Source organism: Shinella sp. WSC3-e, from assembly GCF_945994535.1.
GTDB classification, from domain to species: Bacteria; Pseudomonadota; Alphaproteobacteria; order Rhizobiales; family Rhizobiaceae; genus Shinella; species Shinella yambaruensis.
The window spans coordinates 4,202,881-4,219,915 of sequence record NZ_OZ000530.1 but is presented as its reverse complement, the minus strand read 5'-3'; the positions used below and the strand labels follow the sequence as shown (position 1 = coordinate 4,219,915).

The following is a 17,035-nucleotide window of genomic DNA, read 5'->3' as shown; positions in this document are numbered from 1 at the left end:
AACGGCACCTTCATCACGCCGGCGCATTGACGCGCGGTCGCGAACCCCTATCCTTCCACCCTGTCCCGCGGCGGAAGGATGGACCATGCGGATCGACGGTCAATGCCATTGCGGCTTCGTCACCTACGAGGCCGAGATCGACCCGGAGGCGGTCTCCATCTGTCATTGCACGGATTGCCAGCGGCTGACCGGCTCGCCCTATCGCGTCACCGCGAGCATTCCGAAGGACGCCCTGCACCTCACCGGCAATCCACCGAAACTCTACACGAAGACCGCCGGGAGCGGCCGCAAGCGCCTGCAATATTTCTGTCCCGAATGCGGCTCGCCGCTGTTCACGACAGGCACCGGCGAGGACGCCGCGGCCTGGGGCATCCGCTGGGGCAGCATCAACCAGCGTGCGGCGCTGAAACCGACGCGCCAGATCTGGTGCCGCTCGGCCCTCGACTGGTTCGGCGAGACGGCGGCGCTTCCCGGCGCCGCGAGGGATTGAGCCATGGCGACAGGGCGCTTCCGGATCGTACGAACCGGCGTGGAAGGCATCGAGGCGGTCTTCGCCGACAGCCGGCATACGTTCGCGCGCCATACCCACGAGACCTACGGCATCGGCCTCATCGAAAGCGGCGCGCAGAGATCGGCGAGCGGGCGCGGTCTGGTGGAGGCGGCGGCCGGCAACACGATCACCGTGAACCCCGGCGAGGTGCATGACGGCGCGCCGCTCGGCGACGCACCGCGCGCTTGGCGCATGCTCTATCTGGAGCCGGCGCTCGTCCGCGCGGCGGCGGAGGATATTTTCGAAGGGCGCCCGCGCGAGGAATTCTACGCGCCGGTGCTGGACGACGGGCGCATCGCAGGCCTGGTTTCCCGGCTGCTCGCCCTGCTTCTTGACGCCGGCGCCGATGCGCTCGGCCGCGAGGAACAGCTTCTCCTGCTGCTCGCCGCCGTGCTGCGTGAAGAGGCGCCGCGACAGGACGGGCCGGTGGCCATAGGTCGTGCCCGCGACCGGCTCGACAGCGACCCCGCTTCGGCCGCGACGCTGGAGGACCTTGCCGGCGATTGTGGCGTCGGCCGCTTCCGGCTGGTGCGCGATTTCGCCCGGCTCACCGGCCTGACGCCGCATGCCTACCTGCTCCAGCGCCGCACCGAGCTTGCCCGCCGGCTGATCGCGGCCGGCACCCCGCTTGCCGAGGCCGCCATCGAAGCCGGCTTTGCCGACCAGAGCCACATGACGCGCAATTTCACCCGCCGCTACGGCTATACGCCCGGCGCCTATCTCGCCGCGCGCGCCTGAGCGGCCCGCATCCCGCAATTTCATTCAAGACCCCCGGCGCCCTTCCGGTGTTCCCTGCTGCCTTTCAACCCGCATGGAACCAGACATGACTTCCGAATTCCTCATCACCTCGCTCGTCGTCATCCTTCTGCCGGGCACCGGCGTGATCTATACGCTGGCGCTCGGCATCAGCGGCGGGTTCCGCGCCGCCGTCCTGGCCGCCTTCGGCTGCACGCTCGGCATCGTTCCGCATATCCTCGCCAGCGTGGTCGGCCTTGCCGCCGTGCTGCATGCCAGCGCGCTCGCCTTCGAGGTGCTGCGCTATATCGGCGTCGCCTATCTCCTGTTCATCGCCTGGAGCCTGCTGAAGGACAGCAATGCGCTCGATGTCGGGCCTGAGCAGGCACCGGCCGGCAGTGCGCTGAGGATCGTGCGCAAGGGCATCCTCACCAACATCTTCAACCCGAAGCTCTCGCTGTTCTTCCTCGCCTTCCTGCCGCAGTTCATCCCGGTGAGCGCCTCCGGAGATGCCACGGGCCAGATGCTTTTCCTCGGCGGCGTCTTCATGGCCCTCACCTTCCTCGTCTTTGTCGGCTATGGGGCGCTTGCCGCCGGCCTGCGCCGGCAGGTGCTGAGCCGGCCGGCGGTCATCGTCTGGATGCAGCGCAGCTTCGCCGCCGCCCTCGGCCTGATGGGCCTCCGGCTCGCGCTGTCCGACCGCTGACCGATCAGTTGCCGGACAGGTGGAAATGATGCAGCGGACCGTGGCCGGAGCCGACGGTCAACGCATCCGACAGGCGCACGGCACCGGCGATGAAGCGCTTGGCCGCCGCCACGGCATCGGCAAGCGCCTGCCCCTTGCCGAGCTCGGCGGCGATCGCGCTCGACAGCGAGCAGCCGGTGCCATGCGTGTTGCGCGTCAGCACGCGCACGCCCTCGAACCAGTGCAGCCGATCGGGCGTCGCGAGCACGTCGGGGCTCTCGCTGCCCGGCAGGTGCCCGCCCTTCAGCAGCACCGCCTTCGGCCCGAGGTCGAGCAGCCGCCTTGCCTGGTCCTCCATGCCGGCCCGGTCCACGGCCTCCGCCTCACCCAGAAGAGCCGCCGCCTCCGGCAGGTTCGGCGTGAGCACGCTTGCGCGCGGCAGCAGCTGGTGCACCAGCGCCGCCACGGCCTCCTGCGCCAGGAGCGAAGCCCCGCCCTTGGCGACCATGACGGGATCGAGCACGATGGGCACCGCGCGATGCGGCGACAAGGCGGCCGCCACCGCTTCGGCGATCTCCGCCGAGGCGATCATGCCGATCTTCACCGCATCCACCCGGATATCCGCGAAAACCGCGGCGATCTGTGCCGCCACGAAGTCGGGCGGGACCAGATGCACGCCGGAAACGCCCTGCGTGTTCTGTGCCGTCAGGGCCGTCAGCGCCGCCATGCCGTAGGTGCCGCGCGCGGCAAAGGTCTTGAGATCCGCCTGGATGCCGGCGCCGCCCGAGGGATCGGAGCCCGCGATCGAGAGAATGTTTGCGATTGTGTCGGCCATCTCGCCTCCTTCCCGGCAGGGGCGGCCTCGGGGTGGCGGCGATGCGGCACCCGTTCGACTCCCTCCGCCGGCATGATCCGGTTCAGGTTCAAAGGGTGCTTCTCAGCCCGCCTTCCGGCGGACGCCCCTGTCTTGAACGGGTTTTCGCAAATGACGCGGCGCCTGTCACGCCGAAAGTGGCGTCGCAGCGCGTTTGCCACCGGCGCCATGCATCCTTTTCCCCGAGAGCGGGGAAAAGGTGGCGGATTAAATCGTGGGCGGGTGAGCCCGCCCGCTCAGGCCTTGGTGACGTGGTATTCCTTGATGGCAACCATCTTGATCGCCGGATAACGTTCCGCCTCGTAGCGCAGCGAGAAGGCATCCTGCGCCAGGAAGACCGGGTCGCCGTCGAGGTCGCGGGCGATATCGCCGCGGCGCTGGGTGACGAACTTGTCCAGCTCCGCCGCGCTGTCCGACGAGATCCAGCGGCAGACGGAAAAGCGCGACATTTCGAAGGAGACGGGCAGGCCGTATTCCGCCGAAAGCCGCTCCTTCAACACGTCGAGCTGCAGCGCACCGACGACGCCGACGATGGCGGGCGAGCCGTCTTCCGGCGAAAAGAGCTGCACGACGCCCTCCTCCGCCATCTGCTGGAGCGCTTCCTTCAGCTTCTTGGCCTTCATCGCATCCTCCAGCCGCACGCGGCGCAGGATTTCCGGCGCGAAGTTCGGCACGCCTTCAAAGACCAGCGCCTCGCCTTCCGTCAGCGTGTCGCCGATGCGGAGCGTGCCGTGGTTGGGGATGCCCACCACGTCGCCGGCATAAGCCGTATCGGCCAGCTGCCGCTGCGAGGCGAAGAAGAACTGCGGGGCCGAAAGGCCGATCGTCTTGCCCGTGCGGGCAAGGCGCACCTTCATGCCGCGCTCCAGCATGCCGGAGCAGACGCGGGCGAAGGCGATGCGGTCGCGATGGTTCGGGTCCATGTTCGCCTGGATCTTGAAGACGAAGGCCGTCATCTTGTCTTCCGAGGCATGCACCTTGCGCACGTCCGCCACCTGGTCGCGCGGCGGCGGCGCGAAGGCGCCGAGCGCGTTGATGAGGTCGCGAACGCCGAAATTGCGGAGCGCCGAGCCGAAGAAGACCGGCGTCATGTGCCCTTCGAGGAAAGCTTCCTGGTCGTAGGGCCGGCAGGCCTCGCGGGCGAGCTCAAGCTCCTCGGTGAAGGCGGCCCGCTCGTTTTCCGGCAGGTTCTTCGCCACCACCGCCGGGTCGTCGATCCTCGTCGGCTGCACCTGCGTGTCCGAGCCGCGGAAGGTGCGGTCGGCCAGGTGATAGGAGCCGCAGAAGGTCTTCGAGCGGCCGACCGGCCAGGTGACCGGGGCGGTGTCGAGCGCCAGCTTCTCCTCCACCTCGTCGAGGATTTCGAACGGATCGCGGCTTTCGCGGTCCATCTTGTTGACGAAGGTGATGATCGGGATGTCGCGCAGGCGGCAGACCTCGAACAGCTTGAGCGTGCGCGGCTCGATGCCCTTGGCGGCGTCGATGACCATGACGGCCGCATCCACCGCCGTCAGCGTGCGGTAGGTGTCGTCGGCGAAGTCCTCGTGGCCGGGTGTATCGAGAATGTTGAAGACGTTACCGTCATATTCGAAGGTCATCACCGAGGTGACGACGGAGATGCCGCGTTCACGCTCGATCTTCATCCAGTCCGAGCGGGTCTGGATGCGGTCCTTCTTCGCCTTCACTTCGCCGGCGAGCTGGATGGCGCCACCGAAAAGCAGCAGCTTTTCCGTGAGGGTGGTCTTACCGGCGTCCGGGTGCGCGATGATCGCGAAGGTGCGGCGGCGGGAGACCGCCTCTGCAAGGGTTTCGGCCATTTTCTGCAATATCCTGTGAGTTGCCGCGGTCTTTACAGGCTCCGCCGGGAAGATGCAATTGACGGGGTGGGACTGCGGCCGGCTTATGGGCGCATGAACGCACATGCTCCCACCCAGCCCACGCTCTGCCTTCTCCGCCTGCCGCATGGCGCGGACATCGCGCTTCCCGCCTACGAGACCGGCGGCGCCGCCGGCATGGACCTGCGCGCCGCCGTGGCGGAAGACCAGCCGCTGACGCTGCCGCCCGGCCAGCGCGCCCTGGTGCCGACCGGTTTCGTCTTCGAGATCCCGGCCGGCTACGAGGGACAGGTCCGCCCCCGCTCCGGCCTCGCCTTCAAGAACGGCATCACCTGCCTCAACACGCCCGGCACGATCGACAGCGATTATCGCGGCGAGGTAAAGGTGCTGCTCGTCAATCTCGGCGAGGAGCCCTTCGTCATCGAACGGGGCATGCGCGTCGCGCAGATGGTGATCGCGCCGGTCACGCAGGTTGCCGTGCGCGAGGTGGAGACGGCGGGCGAGACCACCCGTGGCGCCGGCGGTTTCGGCTCCACCGGCGTGCGCTAGGGCCATGCCCGACCGCAAGGGCCTTTCCTTCCGCTCGGACTATTTCGGCGACGGCGCCGCCTGGCGGGCGCTTGCCGGCCTCCTCGAAGACATCTTCGACATCGACGTGACGGTGATGGACCGGCTCGGCGGACCGGACCCGACGAGCATGCCCTTCGCCTGGTTCGACGATGCCGGCCGCTGTATCGCCAATATCAGCGCGTTTTCCCTGCCGCTTGTCGTCAACGGCACGTTCGTGCGCGCCGCGGGCCTGCAATCGGGCGCCGTGCGGCCGGAATACCGCGGCAAGGGGCTCTATCGCGATGTCATGGAAGCGGCGCTCCGGCACTGCGATGCGGAAGGGTTCGAGGCCGTCGCGCTTCTGACCGATACACCGGACCTCTACCATCGCCACGGCTTTCGCGCGCTGGCCCAGCATCGTTTCTCCGGACCGGCACCGGCAGGCGGGCGGGCCGGACCGCTCCGGCGGCTCGATATCGGCAGCGAGGTCGACCTTACGCTGCTCGGCCGCCTGCTCGATGGCCGCCGGCCGGTGTCCGATCGCTTCGCGCCGCTCCGGCAGAAGGAAATGTTCCTGTTCAACGCCGCGCTGATGCCGGACCTCAGGCTCGACCTGATGGAAGAGGCGAAGGCCGCGATCGCCTGGCAGATGGGCGAGGACGGCGGCTTCGATCTCCTCGATGTCGTCGGCGCGCGCATTCCGAGCCTTGCGGACATCCTGGCGAGCCTGCACCTCGCACCTGCCCGCGTCACGGTGCACTTCGCGTCCGATCACCTCGTCTGGGCGGGCACGGCCGTGCCGGACGAAGGCGACATGGTTTTCATGCTGCGCGCGGCGGAAGACCTCGCGCCGGAGCAGCCTTTCGCGCTGTCGCCGATGGCCGCGTTCTGATCAGCGGCGCCATCATCCGGCGCCGTGTGAACAAGCCGGCGCGGCCGGGCGGTAAACAGGGGCGATGGAGCCGGAGAGGGCGATCCGGGGTCAAGAAGACCGGCAGGAAGCCCCATGAAGAAGAGTTTTCGCGTTCCGTCGTGCGGCAACGCCCGCATATCGAAGGCGCCGCGCGAATCGGGGCGGAGCGCCTGCCTGACGGGCTGGCCGAGATAGCGCGCCGGCAGACCGCAGGACGCGATGCGCGTTCGTCTTGTGCCATTCGAGGCGCGAAACGGCTTCGCACTTTTGCCGGAATTGCGCTAGAAGAGCGCAGTCCCTTGGAGTCCGTCATGACCGTCGCCGTCCTGCTTGCCTATTGCGGTGCCCTGTTCATCGCCGCCATCATTCCCGGTCCCGGCATCACGGCGATCGTCGCGCGGGCGCTCGGCTCGGGTTTCCGGCCCACCTTCTTCATGGGCCTCGGCCTCATCCTCGGCGACATGATCTACCTGACGGCGGTCATCCTCGGCCTTGCCTTCATCGCCCAGACCTTCACCACGACCTTCATGCTGATCAAGATCGCCGGTGCGCTCTATCTCGGCTACATCGCCTGGAAGCTCTGGACGAGCGGCCTCATCCCGCAGGACATCGAGGCGCGCGCCTCGACGAGCATGGCCCTGTCGTTTCTCTCCGGCCTGTTCGTGACGCTCGGCAATCCGAAGACCATGCTGTTCTACGTCGCGCTGGTGCCGACCTTGGTCGATCTCGAGGCGATCGGCCTCGAGGACTACGGCATGCTGCTTGCCGCGACCTTCGTGGTGCTCATCGTCGTGCTCGTACCCTATATCGCGCTCGCCTCGCGCGCCCGGCTTCTCCTCAGGCAGCCGAAGGCGCTGCAGCGGATGAACCGGGTCGCCGCCGGCATTCTCGCCGGCACGGCCGCCTATATCGCGACCCGCGCGGCGTGAGGGACCATCCGGTTTTGCGCCGCTAGCGTTTCCGCTTTTCCGCAAATCCCGAAAACGCTCAATCTGTTTGTTCCCGCGCACGTCCGGGCGCAAAACCGCCGCACCCTTTTGCCGGAATTGCGCTCAGTGCGGGATTATTCCGCTTTCGGCGCTTTTGTCGCGAAATCCGGACTCGTCTCCGGCGCCATTCGCTCCTATCTTTTGCGGAACGAGAACCGAGGGAGCACCCGATGACCGACACCCGCAAACCCGGCCGCGGCCGTATCTACGCCTCCATCACCGAGACGATCGGCGACACGCCCATCGTGCGGCTCGACAAGTTCGCCAGGGAAAAGGGCGTTTCGGCCACCCTTCTTGCAAAACTCGAATTCTTCAACCCGATCGCCTCGGTGAAGGACCGCATCGGCGTGGCGATGATCGAGGCGCTCGAAGCCGACGGGAAGATCACGCCCGGCAGCTCGACGCTGGTCGAGCCGACCTCGGGCAATACGGGCATCGCCCTCGCCTTCGCCGCCGCCGCCAAGGGCTACCGCCTCATCCTCACCATGCCCGAGACCATGTCGATCGAGCGGCGCAAGATGCTGGCGCTGCTCGGCGCCGAACTGGTGCTGACCGAGGGGCCGAAGGGCATGAAGGGCGCGATCGCCAAGGCGGAGGAACTGGCCGCCACCATTCCCGGCGCGATCATCCCCCAGCAGTTCGAAAATCCGGCCAACCCCGAGATCCACCGCCGGACGACGGCCGAGGAGATCTGGAACGACACGGACGGCGCGGTCGACATCCTCGTTTCCGGCATCGGCACCGGCGGCACGATCACCGGCGCCGGCCAGGTGCTGAAGGCGAAGAAGCCCGGCCTCAAGGTCGTCGCCGTCGAGCCGGCCGACAGCCCGGTCCTGTCCGGCGGCAATCCCGGCCCGCACAAGATCCAGGGCATCGGCGCCGGCTTCGCCCCGGCCGTGCTCGACACGGCGATCTATGACGAGATCGTGACCGTGACGAACGACGAGGCCTTCGAAAATGCCCGCCTCGTGGCGCGGCTGGAGGGCGTGCCCGTCGGCATCTCCTCCGGCGCGGCGCTCGCCGCCGCCGCCAAGGTCGGCAGCCGCCCGGAAAATGCCGGCAAGACCATCGTCGTCATCATTCCCTCCTTCGCCGAGCGCTATCTTTCCACCGCGCTCTTCGAAGGCCTCGGCGGCTGACGCCCTCCGGCCCGCTGCGCCATGCGCATGGCGGGCCGTTCCCGGCTCCCTTTCTCATCACCTTTCCCTCGGCGTTTGCGACATTCTTCGCGCGGCCGCATTCTATGACGCGGTTCTTGCGCCGCTCGGCTACGCGCGGGTCTGGTCGGTTATCCGCCCCGGCGAGCCGGGCCAGGCTGTCGGCTACGGCCCGCCCGGCGGCGGCGACAAGCCCTGCCTGAAGGATCACGGCACGGCCGCCACCGCGCCGGGGCCGGGCTTCCACATCGCTTTTGCCGCACCGAGCCGCGGCGCGGTCGATGCCTTCCATCGGGCCGCCCTTGCCGCGGGCGCGACCATGGCCCACCCGGACTGCGCCTCCCCTACGGCCCGACCTACTATGCCGCCTTCATCATCGATCCGGACGAACACCGCATCGAAGCCGTCTGCAAGGACCCCGCGGGACCGCCCGCCGGCAGGTGAACCGTTCGTCCGCGCCCGATCGGCAAGGCTCAGCCATGCCCGCATAGGGCATCGGCATACCAGACCCACGCTCCCACTCTCCTTCGGCGGGACCGCTGCCTTCTTCCCGAAAACTCACGCCGCCGCGGAGAGCCGCTCGCCGGCGATGCGATAGGAAATCGCCTCCGCCAGATGGATGCGGCCGACGACCGGCGCCTCGTCGAGATCGGCGAGCGTGCGGGCGACCTTGAGGATGCGATGGTAGCCGCGCGCGGAAAAATGCATCTTCTCCGCCGCATCGCGCAGGAGCTGGAGACCGCCGGGATCGGGCTCCGCCACCTTTTCGACGAGCGCGGTCGAGGCGCGCGCATTGCTGGTGACGGAAGCCATGCCGAGCCGGGCGAAACGGTCGATCTGCAGGGCACGGGCACGGGCGACGCGGCGGGCGACGGTCTCGCTGGCCTCGGCGGCCATCGGGCGGATGAGGTCCGTCGCGGAGACGGCCGGCACGTCGATGCGGATATCGATGCGATCCATCAGCGGGCCGGAAATGCGGGCCTGGTAGTCGCTCATGCAGCGCGGGCCGCGGGCGCAGGTCCGGCCGGGTTCGCCCGCCATGCCGCAGCGGCAGGGGTTCATCGCCGCAACGAGCTGCATGGCGGCGGGATAGCTCACCCGGTGGTTCGCCCGGGCGATGATGCATTCCCCGGTCTCGAGCGGCTGGCGCAGCGCATCGAGCGCCTGGGGCGAGAATTCCGGCAGCTCGTCGAGGAAGAGCACGCCGTTATGGGCCAGCGAGACCTCGCCCGGCCTTGCCCGCGACCCGCCGCCGACGAGCGCGGCCATGGTGGCGGAATGATGCGGCGCGCGGAAGGGCCGGCGATCCGACAGCCGGCCGCCGGAAAGCTGGCCGGCGATGGAATGGATCATCGAGACCTCCAGCAGCTCCCGCGGCGAGAGCGGCGGCAGGATGGCGGCAAGGCGCGCGGCCAGCATGGACTTTCCCGAGCCCGGCGGGCCGACCATCAGGAGATTATGGTTGCCGGCCGCCGCCACTTCCAGCGCCCGCTTGGCGCTTTCCTGGCCGCGGATATCGGCAAGGTCCGGCAGGTCCGCGGCTGCCGCCCGGATTGCCGGCGCCGGCCGGGACAGGACCTGCGTTCCCTTGAAATGATTGGCGAGCGCAATCAGGCTGCGCGGCGCCAGGATATCGAGGCCGCTGCCGGCCCAGGCGGCTTCCGCGCCGTTTTCCGCCGGACAGATCAGCCCCTTGCCGAGCGCGTTCGCCCCCATGGCGGCGGGCAGCGCCCCGGCGACGGCGGCGATCGTCCCGTCGAGGTTCAGCTCACCGATGACGACATAGTCCTCCAGCGCATCGCCCGGCACGGCGCCGAGCGCCATCATCAGGCCGAGCGCGATGGCAAGGTCGTAGTGGCTGCCTTCCTTCGGCAGGTCCGCCGGGGCGAGATTGACCGTCACGCGCTTCGGCGGCAGCGAAAGGCCGGAGGCATGCAGGGCCGCCTGCACCCGCTCGCGGCTTTCGGCGACCGCCTTGTCCGGCAGGCCGACGATCTGCATGCCCACCTTGCCGGGCGCCACCATGACCTGCACGTCGACGGGCACGCCCTCGATGCCCTGGAATGCGATCGTCCCGACCCGCGCCACCATGATTGCCTCCGCCCGTTCCCGCGGCGCTGCGCCATTCTCGGCGCAAGGCTACCGCGACACGTTTTCGCCGAAAACGTCCCCTGCACCCGCCCCTGGGTTGCATCTGCAAATCTGGCATGGAATCCGGAATGAAACAAGAACAATCATAGAACTTGCGAGAGAATTTTCCGCGCGCCGGTTGCAGCCGGTTGCATTTGCGGAACGAAGGCGGGACGTTCGCGAACGGAACGTCCCGCAAAACCCTTCGAGGCGGGCCGCAAGACGCTCAGCGCTTGCTTTCGATGGCGTCCCACAGCAGGGCGGAGATGTCGGCGCCGCCGAATTTCCTGACTTCCCGGATGCCGGTCGGGGAGGTCACGTTGATCTCGGTCATGTAGTCGCCGATGACGTCGATGCCGACGAAGAGGAAGCCGCGCTCGCGCAGCGCCGGGCCGATGCGGGTGCAGATCTCCTTTTCGCGGGCCGTCAGCTCGGTCGGCTCCGGGCGGCCGCCGGCATGCATGTTGGAGCGGGCGTCGTGTTCGGCAGGCACGCGGTTGATGGCGCCGACCGGCTCGCCGTCGACGAGCAGGATGCGCTTGTCGCCCTTGCGCACGTCCGGCAGGTATTGCTGGGCGATGAAGGGTTCGCGGAACATCTGGCCGAACATTTCGAGCAGCGAGGAAAGGTTGCGGTCGTCCTTGGTGGAATGGAAGACGCCGGCACCGCCATTGCCGTAGAGCGGCTTCAGGATCATGTCGCCCATCTCCTCGCGGAAACGGCGGATTTCGGCGGGATCGCGCGTGATCAGCGTTGCCGGCATGAGGTCGGCGAATTCGGTGACGAAGATCTTCTCCGGCGAGTTGCGCACCCAGGCGGGGTCGTTGACGACAAGCGTCCTGGGGTGGATGCGCTCCAGGAGATGCGTCGAGGTGATGTAGGACATGTCGAAGGGCGGGTCCTGGCGCAGGAGCACCACGTCCATCGTCGAGAGGTCGACGCGCTCGGGCGTGCCGAGCGTATAGTGATCGCCCTTGACGTCGCGCAGTTCCATCGGCTCGACGGCGGCATAGACCTTGCCGTCGCGCAGGCTGAGGCGGTCGGGCGTGTAGTGGAACAGCCTGTAGCCCCGGTTCTGCGCCTCCAGGCTCATGGCGAAGGTGGAATCGCCGGCGATGTTGATGGTCGACACATGGTCCATCTGGACCGCGACGTTCTTGATCTTTGCCATGAAAAGTCCCCTCAGGAATGCCCGACACATTTAGGGTGCGGGCGGCGCGATGGCAACGGGCCTCGCGCGGGGTCAGGCGAAGCCGTCGATCCGGCAGGTGATGAGGTCGTGGTCGGAGAGCGGACGGCCGGAAGGATCGAGCGAGGGCACGATGCGCGTATCGGAAACCGCAAGGCCGCGCGAGAAGAACCAGTCGAGCTTCATGGCCCGTTCCGGCCAGCGCGTGATGAGGCTCGGGCGTGTCGTCATCCTGTCCAGCGGACCGCCATGGCGGGTGAAGCCGCGCTCGGCCGCGCGGGCGAAAAGCCCTTCCGCCTCGAAGTCGCCGCCGGCATGGTTGCCGGTGTTGAGATCACCGCCGATGAGGACGGGGTGGCCGGGGAAGGCCGCATCGAGGGCGTCGATAAGGCCGACCATCTGGCGCTCGCGATAGGCGGCCGTGGTGGCGCTTTCGAAATGGGTGGAGACGAGAACGAGCGGGCCGGCCTCCGTGTTGACGACGGCGCCGACCGCCATGCGCTCGCCGAGGCGCGGCTGGTCGGCCTCGCCCATGAACCAGAGGCGCTCGCCCTCCAGCCGCAGCAGGAAGGCCGCGTGCAGCGGCACGGTGGCCATGAGGCCGTTGCCGTGCAGGCCGCGGCGGTTGAACCGGTCCCTGCAGAATTCCAGCTCCGTATCCGAGCCGAGGCCGAGCTCGATGAACTCGACGCCGTAGAGATAGGCCATGCCGAGATCGCCGGCGACCTCGGCCGTGGTGTGGCGCTGGCGCGTGCGGGCCATGCCGTCGTCCATCTCGGAGAGCAGAACGATCTCGGCACCGGTGGCGCCGAGATGTTCGGCGCTTTCGAGCGGGAAGAGGCAGCGTTCGAGGTTCCAGGCGGCGACGGTGAAGGGAAAGGGCAGCGGTTCGGCGCGTTCGGCCCGGCCGCCCTTCTCCACCGCGTTCATGCAGGCAAGCTGCGCCATGCGGGCATCGTGCGCGGAGATGGATTTTTCGAGATCGGCTATCGCCATGCGCTCCGCCGGAGTAGGGGCGGTCAGTCTGTCGACGGTGGTGCGGATCATGATGCGGCGGCCTCCAGCACCGGCAGGCCGGCGGCAAGGGTTTCCAGGCGGTCTTCGCCCGGCCAGTCGATCCGCCGGCCGCTGGCGCTGTCGAAGAAATGCAGCCGCGACGGCGCGACCGAGAGCGAGACGGTTTCCGGCAGCGGGTTTTCCGAGGAGACAGCGGCGACGAGCGGCTGATCGCCGACAAGGCCGTGCACGAGGCGCTGGGCCCCCAGTTCCTCGACATAATCGACCCGGAAGGGCAGGCTGCCCTCCCCCTCCGGATGGAGGCGCAGGTCCTCGGCGCGCAGGCCGACGGTCACGGCGCCCTGCGTCGGCACCGTGGCGCCGAGATCGATGAGGGCGGGTCCGAGGGCGAGCTTGCCGCCGTGCACTTCGCCCTCCGCGAGATTCATGGCCGGCGAACCGATGAAGCTGGCGACGAAGGTGGTGGCGGGACGGTGGTAGACGTCGAGCGGCCGGCCGATCTGCTCGATCCTGCCGCCGGAGAGCACGACGAGCCGGTCGGCGAGCGTCATCGCCTCCAACTGGTCGTGGGTGACGTAGATCGAGGTCGTGCCGACGCGGCGCTGCAGGCGCTTGATCTCGCCGCGCATGGAGACGCGCAGCTTGGCATCGAGGTTGGAGAGCGGCTCGTCGAAGAGGAAGGCGGAGGGTTTGCGCACGATGGCGCGGCCCATGGCGACGCGCTGGCGCTGGCCGCCCGAGAGGGCACGGGGCTTTCGCTCCAGATAGGGCTGGAGTTCGAGCATACGGGCGGCTTCCGCCACGCGCGCGTCGATCTCGGCCTTCGGCGTGCGGCGGTTCTTCAGGCCATAGGCGAGGTTTTCGTAGACCGTCATGTGCGGATAGAGCGCATAATTCTGGAAGACCATGGCGATGTCGCGGTCGGCCGGGTCGATCTCGTTGACGACGCGCGGGCCGATCGTCACCTCGCCTTCGCTGATCGTCTCCAGCCCCGCGACCATGCGCAGCAGCGTCGATTTTCCGCAGCCGGAGGGGCCGACGAGCACGATGAACTCGCCGTCGGCGATGTCGATCGAGACGGCGCTGACGGCGGTCACGCCGCCATTGTAGATCTTGGATACGTCCTTGATGCTGATCGCTGCCATGGGACGAGCCTCCTATTTGTCGCTTTCCGTAAGACCCTTGATGAACCACCGCTGGAAGATCAGCACGATCATGACCGGCGGCAGCATGGCGAGGATCGCCAGCGCAAAGGCCTCGTTGTAATCGGGAATGTTGGAGCCCACCCAGACGAGCAGGATCTGCTTGATGCCGCGCACCAGCGTGAAGAAGCGCTCGTCCGTCGTCATCAGCGTCGGCCAGAGATACTGGTTCCAGCCATAGACGAACATGATGATGAAGATGGCGGCCATCATGGTGCGCGAGAGCGGCACGAGCACGTCGATGAAGAACTTGAACGGCCCGGCGCCGTCGATGCGCGCGGCCTCCAGCAGCTCCTCCGGCACGGACTTGAAGAACTGGCGGAAGAAGAAGGTGCCGGTGGCCGAGGCCAGCAGCGGCACGATCAGGCCGGTATAGGTGTTCGTCAGCGAGAGCTTGTTCATCACCTCGTAGGAGGGAAGGATGCGCACTTCCAGCGGCAGGAGCAGCGTCGTGAAGATCATCCAGAAGAACAGCGTGCCGAGCCTGAAGCGGAAATAGACGATGGCATAGGCGGCGAGCATCGACAGCACGATCTTGCCGGCCGCGAAACCGATGCCGAGGATCAGCGAGTTCCAGATCATGCGGGCGCCGGTGATCTTGCCGGTGAAGCCGCCTTCCCGCGTCAGCACGGTGTTGTAGGTCTCGGTGAAGTGGCCGCCCCAGGCAAGCGAGAGGCCGTTGCGGTGGATGTCGGCCGCCTCGTGGGTGGAGGTCATGAAGGCGACCACCACGGGGGCGACCATGACGAAGACGCCGAGGAGGAGAACGAGGTGATCGAGGAGACGGATGCGGTTCATGGCGGGCGCCCTCTCAATTGTAGTGCACGCGCCGCTCGATGAAGCGGAACTGGAAGATGGTGAGCACGAAGACGACGATCATCAGGATGACCGACTGGGCCGAGGAACCGCCGAGGTCGTTGCCGCGGAAGCCGTCCATATAGACCTTGTAGACCAGGGTGATCGGGTTGTTGGCCGCCTTGTCCTTCACCATCACGTCGATGACGCCGAACGTGTCGAACAGCGCATAGGTCATGTTGATGACGAGCAGGAAGAAGGCGGTGGGCGCGAGCAGCGGCAGCGTCATCGTCCAGAAGCGCCGCATGCCGGAGCGGCAGTCGATGGCGGCGGCTTCCCGCACGGAGGCCGGAATGCTCTGCAGGCCCGAGAGGATGAAGATGAAATTGTAGGGGATCTGCTTCCACACCGACACGATGATCATGGCGATGGCGGTGTCGTTGTAGTTGAGGCCGACCTTCATGTCCCAGCCGAAAAGGGCGGCGAACTTCACCAGCGGGCCGATATGCTGGTCGAAGAACATCATGCCCATCAGGCCGGCGACCGGCGGGGCGATGGCATAGACCCAGATCAGCAGCGTCTTGTAGGCGGCGCTGCCCTTCAGCACCGCATCCGCCTTGACGGCGAGCAGCATGCCGATGCCGAGCGAGAGGAAGGTGACGAGCGCGGTGAAGACCACGGTGAAGCGGGCGATCGACTGGTACTGCACGGAGCCGAGCGCATCCGAATAGTTCGACAGGCCGACGAAGGTGGCGCCGAAGCCGAAGGGATCCTCGAGATAGAAGGACGACTGGATCGCCTGGACGGACGGCCAGTAGAAGAACACGAAGATGATCGCCATCTGCGGTGCGAGGAAGAGATAGGGCAGATAGGGCGAGGAGAATTGCACGCGCTTCATGGGCGATCCTTCGATGGCGGACACCCCCTCATCCGGCCTGCCGGCCCCCTTCTCCCCGGCGGGGAGAAGGGGAGATGTTGCAGCGTCTGCGGTCCCCCTCTCCCCTTGGGGAGAGGGTCGCCGAGCGAAGCGGAGGCGGGGTGAGGGGGATTCCTACCCTGTCAGCCGGCGGTCTTGGCGAAGCGGGCGAGCAGGTCGTTCGCTTCGGTCTCGATCGTCTTCATGGCGTCTTCGACCGAGGTTTCGCCGGCGAAGATGCGGCCGTATTCGCGCTCCATGATCTCGCGGATCTGCGGGTAGAAACCGAGGCGGTAGCCCTTCGACCAGTCGCCCGACTTGAGCATGAGCTGCTGGATGCCGACTTCGGCGACCGGGGTCTTTTCATAATAGCCTTCGGACTTCGCCAGCTCGTAGGCCGCCTTGGTGATGGCGACGTAGCCGGTGGCCTGGTGATAGAACTTCTGGATTTCCGGCGAGGTCAGGAACTGGAAGAAGTCGGCCGTGCACTTGTTCTCTTCGTCCGGCTTGCCGGACATGGCGAACAGCGCGGCACCGCCGATGAACGAGTTGGTGCCGGCCCCTTCAATGCCCTGCCAGTAGGGCAGGAAGGCCGCGGTGAACGGCTTCTGCGCCGTCTTCTGGAGGCCGCCGAACGAACCGGACGACCCGATCCAGAGGGCGGCCTTGCCATCTTCGAAGAGCTTCTGGTTGTCGTTCCAGCCGGCACCGAAATAGCCGAAATAGCCCTCGTCGGCCCAGGCCTTCAGCTTGGTGAACATCATGACGAGGTTCGGGTCCGTCATGTTGATCTTCGTGTCGGTGACCGAATCGTAGCCGTTGTTGTTCGTCGCGAACTGGATGTTGTTGCGCGAGAAGAAGTTTTCCGTGAACTGCCAGGTGAGCTGCGACTGGACGAGCGGCAGGTAGCCGGCTTCCTTCAGCTTCGGCGCGATCGCCTCGAACTCTTCCCAGGTCTTCGGCGCTTCGACGCCGGCCTTCTCCAGGGCCTCGGTGTTCACGTACATGATCGGGGCGGAGGAGTTGAACGGCATGCCTACGAACTTGCCGTCCGGCGCGGCGTAGAAGTAGCGCACGCCCTCGATGAAGGCTTCGCGGTCGAACGGGTGGCCGGCGCCGGTGATCAGGTCTTCGGCCGGGATGACGGCGCCCGGAGCGTTGATGATCGTCGCCGCGCCGGCGTCGAAGACCTGCAGGATGTTCGGCTGTTCGCCCGAGCGGAAGGCGGCGATGCCGGAAGCAAGCGCTTCCTCGTAGGTGCCCTTGGAAACCGGCGTCAGGGCACAGGCCGACTGGGCGGCGTTGAACTTCTGGGCGACTTCGTTGATGACCTCGCCGTTGCGGCCGGCCATGCCGTGCCACCAGGTGATGTTGGTGGCGGCCATCGAGGCCGAGGCGGAAAACGCGAGTGCGAAACCTGCGAGGGAAAGCGGCTTGAACATGGGTTGCTCCTCTTCACCGGATTTGGTGTGAGGGTGCACTAATGAGCCACCGTGACG

General features: G+C 67.1%; 16 protein-coding genes, 1 pseudogene and 1 riboswitch. Of the genes and pseudogenes, 8 read left to right on the top strand and 9 right to left on the bottom strand.

Annotated features, from left to right (window positions below; all coding sequences use genetic code 11):
- Positions 1-85 precede the first annotated feature (85 nt).
- The 3 genes from AABF56_RS20705 (at position 86) to AABF56_RS20695 (ending at position 1,991) form a co-directional block, all read left to right on the top strand.
- Complete coding sequence (locus AABF56_RS20705) at positions 86-490, top strand: GFA family protein (RefSeq protein WP_272807380.1); 405 nt, start codon at positions 86-88, stop codon at positions 488-490.
- A gap of 3 nt (positions 491-493) precedes the next feature.
- On the top strand, positions 494-1,288 hold the full coding sequence (locus tag AABF56_RS20700; protein ID WP_272807379.1) for an AraC family transcriptional regulator: 795 nt from the start codon (positions 494-496) through the stop codon (positions 1,286-1,288).
- Between the two features lie 85 nt (positions 1,289-1,373).
- Positions 1,374-1,991, top strand: a complete 618-nt coding sequence (locus AABF56_RS20695) for a LysE family translocator (RefSeq protein WP_272807378.1) — start codon at positions 1,374-1,376, stop codon at positions 1,989-1,991.
- A 4-nt stretch (positions 1,992-1,995) separates the two neighbouring features.
- On the opposite strand, the gene thiD is transcribed toward AABF56_RS20695, so the two are convergent.
- Both thiD and AABF56_RS20685 read right to left on the bottom strand, forming a co-directional pair.
- Positions 1,996-2,805 (bottom strand): bifunctional hydroxymethylpyrimidine kinase/phosphomethylpyrimidine kinase, encoded by an 810-nt coding sequence (gene thiD / locus AABF56_RS20690; RefSeq protein WP_272807377.1) that lies wholly within the window; start codon positions 2,803-2,805, stop codon positions 1,996-1,998.
- A 42-nt stretch (positions 2,806-2,847) separates the two neighbouring features.
- Positions 2,848-2,944, bottom strand: a riboswitch (TPP riboswitch).
- Between the two features lie 136 nt (positions 2,945-3,080).
- A complete protein-coding gene (locus AABF56_RS20685) occupies positions 3,081-4,661 on the bottom strand; it encodes a peptide chain release factor 3 (RefSeq protein WP_272807376.1) in 1,581 nt (526 codons plus the stop codon).
- Positions 4,662-4,754: 93 nt separating this feature from the next.
- On the opposite strand from AABF56_RS20685, the gene dut reads away from it, so the two are divergent.
- The 5 genes and pseudogenes from dut (at position 4,755) to AABF56_RS20660 (ending at position 8,731) form a co-directional block, all read left to right on the top strand.
- Positions 4,755-5,228, top strand: a complete 474-nt coding sequence (gene dut / locus AABF56_RS20680) for a dUTP diphosphatase (protein ID WP_272807375.1) — start codon at positions 4,755-4,757, stop codon at positions 5,226-5,228.
- A 4-nt stretch (positions 5,229-5,232) separates the two neighbouring features.
- Positions 5,233-6,120, top strand: coding sequence for a GNAT family N-acetyltransferase (locus tag AABF56_RS20675; protein WP_272807374.1), 888 nt, complete (start codon positions 5,233-5,235; stop codon positions 6,118-6,120).
- Positions 6,121-6,452: 332 nt separating this feature from the next.
- Complete coding sequence (locus tag AABF56_RS20670; RefSeq protein ID WP_272807373.1) at positions 6,453-7,070, top strand: LysE family translocator; 618 nt, start codon at positions 6,453-6,455, stop codon at positions 7,068-7,070.
- Positions 7,071-7,300: 230 nt separating this feature from the next.
- Positions 7,301-8,269, top strand: coding sequence for a cysteine synthase A (cysK, locus tag AABF56_RS20665; protein WP_244767213.1), 969 nt, complete (start codon positions 7,301-7,303; stop codon positions 8,267-8,269).
- Between the two features lie 82 nt (positions 8,270-8,351).
- Positions 8,352-8,731 (top strand): annotated as a pseudogene (locus AABF56_RS20660) (VOC family protein).
- Positions 8,732-8,845: 114 nt separating this feature from the next.
- Here the strand turns inward: AABF56_RS20660 and AABF56_RS20655 are convergent.
- The 7 genes from AABF56_RS20655 to AABF56_RS20625 form a co-directional block, all read right to left on the bottom strand.
- Complete coding sequence (locus AABF56_RS20655) at positions 8,846-10,378, bottom strand: YifB family Mg chelatase-like AAA ATPase (protein ID WP_272807372.1); 1,533 nt, start codon at positions 10,376-10,378, stop codon at positions 8,846-8,848.
- A gap of 265 nt (positions 10,379-10,643) precedes the next feature.
- Positions 10,644-11,588 carry a glutathione synthase gene (gene gshB / locus AABF56_RS20650; RefSeq protein WP_272807371.1) on the bottom strand — a complete coding sequence of 315 codons (945 nt, stop codon included), beginning with the start codon at positions 11,586-11,588 and terminating at the stop codon, positions 10,644-10,646.
- Between the two features lie 72 nt (positions 11,589-11,660).
- Entirely contained in the window at positions 11,661-12,653 is a 993-nt protein-coding gene (locus AABF56_RS20645) for an endonuclease/exonuclease/phosphatase family protein (RefSeq protein ID WP_272807370.1), read from the bottom strand.
- A complete protein-coding gene (locus AABF56_RS20640) occupies positions 12,650-13,768 on the bottom strand; it encodes a sn-glycerol-3-phosphate import ATP-binding protein UgpC (RefSeq protein ID WP_272807369.1) in 1,119 nt (372 codons plus the stop codon). Before AABF56_RS20640 ends, AABF56_RS20645 begins: the two co-directional genes overlap by 4 nt.
- Positions 13,769-13,780: 12 nt before the next feature.
- On the bottom strand, positions 13,781-14,623 hold the full coding sequence (gene ugpE, locus AABF56_RS20635; RefSeq protein WP_272807368.1) for a sn-glycerol-3-phosphate ABC transporter permease UgpE: 843 nt from the start codon (positions 14,621-14,623) through the stop codon (positions 13,781-13,783).
- A gap of 13 nt (positions 14,624-14,636) precedes the next feature.
- Positions 14,637-15,518: an ABC transporter permease subunit gene (locus tag AABF56_RS20630; RefSeq protein WP_272807367.1), complete on the bottom strand. Its 882-nt coding sequence runs from the start codon at positions 15,516-15,518 to the stop codon at positions 14,637-14,639.
- Between the two features lie 161 nt (positions 15,519-15,679).
- Entirely contained in the window at positions 15,680-16,978 is a 1,299-nt protein-coding gene (locus AABF56_RS20625) for an extracellular solute-binding protein (RefSeq protein ID WP_272807366.1), read from the bottom strand.
- Positions 16,979-17,035 lie beyond the last annotated feature (57 nt).

What these genes read in the sequence shown, in the direction of transcription:
- AABF56_RS20705 (WP_272807380.1), top strand. Translation starts at nt 86, where the DNA reads ATGCGGATCGACGGTCAATGCCATTGCGGCTTCGTCACCTACGAGGCC.
- AABF56_RS20700 (WP_272807379.1), top strand. Translation starts at nt 494, where the DNA reads ATGGCGACAGGGCGCTTCCGGATCGTACGAACCGGCGTGGAAGGCATC.
- AABF56_RS20695 (WP_272807378.1), top strand. Translation starts at nt 1,374, where the DNA reads ATGACTTCCGAATTCCTCATCACCTCGCTCGTCGTCATCCTTCTGCCG.
- thiD (WP_272807377.1), bottom strand. Translation starts at nt 2,805, where the DNA reads ATGGCCGACACAATCGCAAACATTCTCTCGATCGCGGGCTCCGATCCC.
- AABF56_RS20685 (WP_272807376.1), bottom strand. Translation starts at nt 4,661, where the DNA reads ATGGCCGAAACCCTTGCAGAGGCGGTCTCCCGCCGCCGCACCTTCGCG.
- dut (WP_272807375.1), top strand. Translation starts at nt 4,755, where the DNA reads ATGAACGCACATGCTCCCACCCAGCCCACGCTCTGCCTTCTCCGCCTG.
- AABF56_RS20675 (WP_272807374.1), top strand. Translation starts at nt 5,233, where the DNA reads ATGCCCGACCGCAAGGGCCTTTCCTTCCGCTCGGACTATTTCGGCGAC.
- AABF56_RS20670 (WP_272807373.1), top strand. Translation starts at nt 6,453, where the DNA reads ATGACCGTCGCCGTCCTGCTTGCCTATTGCGGTGCCCTGTTCATCGCC.
- cysK (WP_244767213.1), top strand. Translation starts at nt 7,301, where the DNA reads ATGACCGACACCCGCAAACCCGGCCGCGGCCGTATCTACGCCTCCATC.
- AABF56_RS20655 (WP_272807372.1), bottom strand. Translation starts at nt 10,378, where the DNA reads ATGGTGGCGCGGGTCGGGACGATCGCATTCCAGGGCATCGAGGGCGTG.
- gshB (WP_272807371.1), bottom strand. Translation starts at nt 11,588, where the DNA reads ATGGCAAAGATCAAGAACGTCGCGGTCCAGATGGACCATGTGTCGACC.
- AABF56_RS20645 (WP_272807370.1), bottom strand. Translation starts at nt 12,653, where the DNA reads ATGATCCGCACCACCGTCGACAGACTGACCGCCCCTACTCCGGCGGAG.
- AABF56_RS20640 (WP_272807369.1), bottom strand. Translation starts at nt 13,768, where the DNA reads ATGGCAGCGATCAGCATCAAGGACGTATCCAAGATCTACAATGGCGGC.
- ugpE (WP_272807368.1), bottom strand. Translation starts at nt 14,623, where the DNA reads ATGAACCGCATCCGTCTCCTCGATCACCTCGTTCTCCTCCTCGGCGTC.
- AABF56_RS20630 (WP_272807367.1), bottom strand. Translation starts at nt 15,518, where the DNA reads ATGAAGCGCGTGCAATTCTCCTCGCCCTATCTGCCCTATCTCTTCCTC.
- AABF56_RS20625 (WP_272807366.1), bottom strand. Translation starts at nt 16,978, where the DNA reads ATGTTCAAGCCGCTTTCCCTCGCAGGTTTCGCACTCGCGTTTTCCGCC.